This is a genomic window from Actinotignum sanguinis, assembly GCF_003957255.1.
In the GTDB taxonomy this organism is placed as follows: Bacteria; Actinomycetota; Actinomycetes; order Actinomycetales; family Actinomycetaceae; genus Actinotignum; species Actinotignum sanguinis.
The window spans coordinates 1-3,236 of the sequence record NZ_QDIE01000056.1 but is presented as its reverse complement, the minus strand read 5'-3'; the positions used below and the strand labels follow the sequence as shown (position 1 = coordinate 3,236).

The 3,236-nt window shown below is 62.0% G+C and carries 2 protein-coding genes and 1 tRNA gene; 2 read left to right on the top strand and 1 reads right to left on the bottom strand.

Features of this window, described 5'->3' with window-relative positions:
* Positions 1-124: 124 nt before the first annotated feature.
* Positions 125-1,696, bottom strand: a complete 1,572-nt coding sequence (locus DDD64_RS08695) for an aspartate:alanine exchanger family transporter (protein WP_126135966.1) — start codon at positions 1,694-1,696, stop codon at positions 125-127.
* Between the two features lie 31 nt (positions 1,697-1,727).
* Between DDD64_RS08695 and DDD64_RS08690 the strand changes: the two genes are divergently transcribed.
* Together DDD64_RS08690 and DDD64_RS08685 are read left to right on the top strand one after the other, a co-directional pair.
* Positions 1,728-2,651: an ATP-grasp domain-containing protein gene (locus tag DDD64_RS08690; RefSeq protein WP_126135965.1), complete on the top strand. Its 924-nt coding sequence runs from the start codon at positions 1,728-1,730 to the stop codon at positions 2,649-2,651.
* 223 nt (positions 2,652-2,874) lie between these two features.
* Positions 2,875-2,950: transfer RNA gene (locus tag DDD64_RS08685), tRNA-His, on the top strand.
* Positions 2,951-3,236: the final 286 nt, after the last annotated feature.

Sequence of the window (3,236 nt, the reverse complement as noted above, 5' to 3'; positions counted from 1 at the left end):
GTGATGGTGAGTTGTAGATCTTTTCCAGGGTGCTTCGTTCCTCGTCACTCAAGGCGAGTGGTTTAGCGGGGTGCGACATGGATCAATAATACCATCACCAGTAAGCTATTTCACGGACGGTACACTAGAGCACCAGCACCGCCGGCACCAGGAAAATCTTTACCACAATCGAAAAAGCGAAGAGGGTGGCGTAAGCATTATCGATGCGTTCGTCGCCCACCCGTGACGTAGCCGCATCCAGCACCGCGGGCTGGCCCAGGAAACCGGCGACGGCCCCGGCGGTTCGCGGAGCGGAAAGCCGGAGTACCCAGGCACCCGCCACCAGCAACGCCGCGCAGGAGACCAGCGTAATTACGCAGACGGTCACGGCCGCACCCACCGCCTGCGGAGAGGTCACGATCTTCCCGAATCCCGGCCCGGCCGTCAGTCCCAAACCAGCTAAGAACAGCGTCAGGCCCAGCTGGCGCATCGTCAAATTGGCTGCCTCCGGCATCGCCCACACAAAAGGCCCGGTGCGTCGCGCCGCACCCAAGAACATTCCCGCGATGAGCGGCCCGGCCGCGGTCCCCAACTGGAACGCCTGGCCCCCGGGCAGTGGGAAAGTCACAAAACCGAGGAGCAGCCCGGCCACCATGCCCACCGATAAACTCAGCACGTCGATCTCCGAAATGGAACGCTCGGAATCCCCAAATAGATCAGCGATGGCATCCCAGCGTTCCCGCGGAGCCACCACGGTTACCCGGTCGCCCGGCTCCAGAATGAAATCATCGCGGGCCAGCAGCTCCAGGTCCCCGCGCCGTACCCGGGTCACCACCGCGCCGTATTTGGCGGGCAGGTTGAGTTCCCCGATGGAGCGCGCCGCCACATCCGGGTTGGAGACCACCAGGCGGTTGAAATCCACGTGGCTACGATCATCGGCCAGGTGGTCACTGCGCAAATGCCCGAGGTGCGCGGCGGCGGCCTCCACATCCGTTGCCAGACCAACAACAACGACGTCGTCCCCCACCTCAAGATCTTCACCGGGCAGCGCCACTCGCACCCGGCCGCCCCGCCGCAAGTAGGAGACGCGCACGCGCCCGTCGGCCCATTCAGGGATGTCGCGCAGGTTCATGGGGTGTTCCACGGTGATGGTGCGCGGATCCAGCAGGGTTCCGGCTAGCGAAGGGGTATCGCGCAGCCCCGGCCAGGCGCGGCCCACGACGAGGGAGACCAGGATAATTCCAATGATGACTGCCAGGGGATATCCGAAGGCATATCCGATCGCGGGCTGTGTGCTGCCTTCCGTGAGTCGGGTGGCGGTGGCGAGGGCCGGTGCCGCCGTCGTCGCACCTGTGAAAAGGCCCGCCAAAAACGGCCGTTCGATGCCGAAAAGTAGTCCCATCACCAGTGCCGCGCCCGCGGCGAGGAAAACCGCCACCACGGAGGCCAGGAGCAAGGAGAGGTTGCGCCGCAGCTGCGCGAAAAAGGCCGCGCCTGAGGCGATGCCCACCGTGTAGACGAAAAGTGCCAGCCCGAGGGACTGCACCACGTCCATTCCCGCACCCAGTTCGGGGAAGCGTGCGGACATGGCCAAACCCACAAAGAGCGCGCCGGCCGCGCCGATACGTATCCGGCCCAGCGGAATCGCACCGAGAAGTGACCCGAGGGCCACCACAACGAAAATTGTTAGTAATGGGGAAGAGTCGAGGATCGCCACGCCATAAGACTAGCCGGGGTAGAGTTAGAGTGTGTCTGATCCCATTGTTACTCTTGCTACGAGCAAAGACTTACCGAACCTCGACGTGGACGAGGCCGGCCTGCCCGATGCCCTGCGTGAGCGCCATATCGAACCGCGCGTTGTAGCGTGGAACGACCCCGATTACGACTGGAACAACGCCGGAGTTGTCGTTGTCCGCTCAGTTCGTGATTACGGGCGTGATCCGCAGGCTTTCATTTCCTGGGCCCGCTCCGTGCCGCGGATTCTCAACCACGCGGATATTATGGCGTGGAATTCTGATAAGCATTACCTGCGGGAATTGGAAGCGGCGGGTTTGCCGACCATTCCCACCACCTGGCTGGAACCGGAGGAAAACCTGACGAAACACCAGGTCCATACCCGGTTCCCGGCGCACGGAGATTTCGTGGTCAAGCCCGCGGTATCCTCGGGCGGGCGCGGTACGGGCCGCTATACCGCCACCGATCCGTCCTCGCGCTCCCAAGCGATTTTGCATGCGCAGCACGAGCTGGCTAAAGGCCGCAGCGTCATGGTGCAGCGTTACCTGGAAAATATCGACCGTACCGGTGAGGTGTCGCTGATCTTCCTCAACGGCCTGGCCTCGTATCGGGTGGAAAAGGCGCCGCTGCTCCATCCGCGTTTCCGCAGCGCGGATCAAATCCAGGAAGAAGTCGTGTCTGTTTCAGAGGCGCGTGAATCGGAATGGCGCTGGGGTGAGCGGGTTCGCAATGTGCTGCACGGGCTCATCCGCGAACACACCGGGCGCGACCACCTGCTGCTCTTCAACCGCGTGGACATTGTGCCGGCCGCGCCGGGAGACCCCAACGAGTTTTACGTGATGGAGATTTCCCTTATCGACGGCTCGTTGTATCTGTCCCTCGATGAGAGTCACCTCAACCGCTTCGCGGATGCGATTGCGGTGCGTACGGCCTGGTAGTTCGGTCGCGGATCGCGGTTGCGCGCGCGGGCAGTGCCGTTTGCGCGTTTATCACGGCGACGGCGCAGCTCGCGCTCCCACGAATAACCGCGGATTAAGTACGACGGCGCAGCGGGTCGGTGCGCCGAGCTGGCTTACAACGTGGCCGCTATCACCGCCGTGGAATTGTCTTTGCGGGCGGTGACCGGCTATAGTTGTTTATCGGCGTTCTTTCGCCGAAATGGTGGCCATAGCTCAGCTGGCAGAGCACCTGGTTGTGGTCCAGGAGGTCGCGGGTTCAAGCCCCGTTGGCCACCCCAGAGTTCAGGCTCGTTTTGAATGTTTGGTAGCAAGCAAGCGAAACGAGCCTGAGTTGTATCGCAGGTAGTGGATGGCGGAGATGCCGTTTCTGGGGCTGCTTGTGAGCCCTATCTGCGCAGAGAGGAGCCCTGATGGCGAAGCGTAAGAAGAAAGATCGCGGCCTATAGGACACTTGGTGTTGGTTTTATCCGGACTTTTCGGCTTGCTAGCAGGCTAAAGTCGGGTTCGAACTCGGTTTGACTCGAGTTTTTGGATGGACAGAACGTGTTGGTTTAACCCCGACTT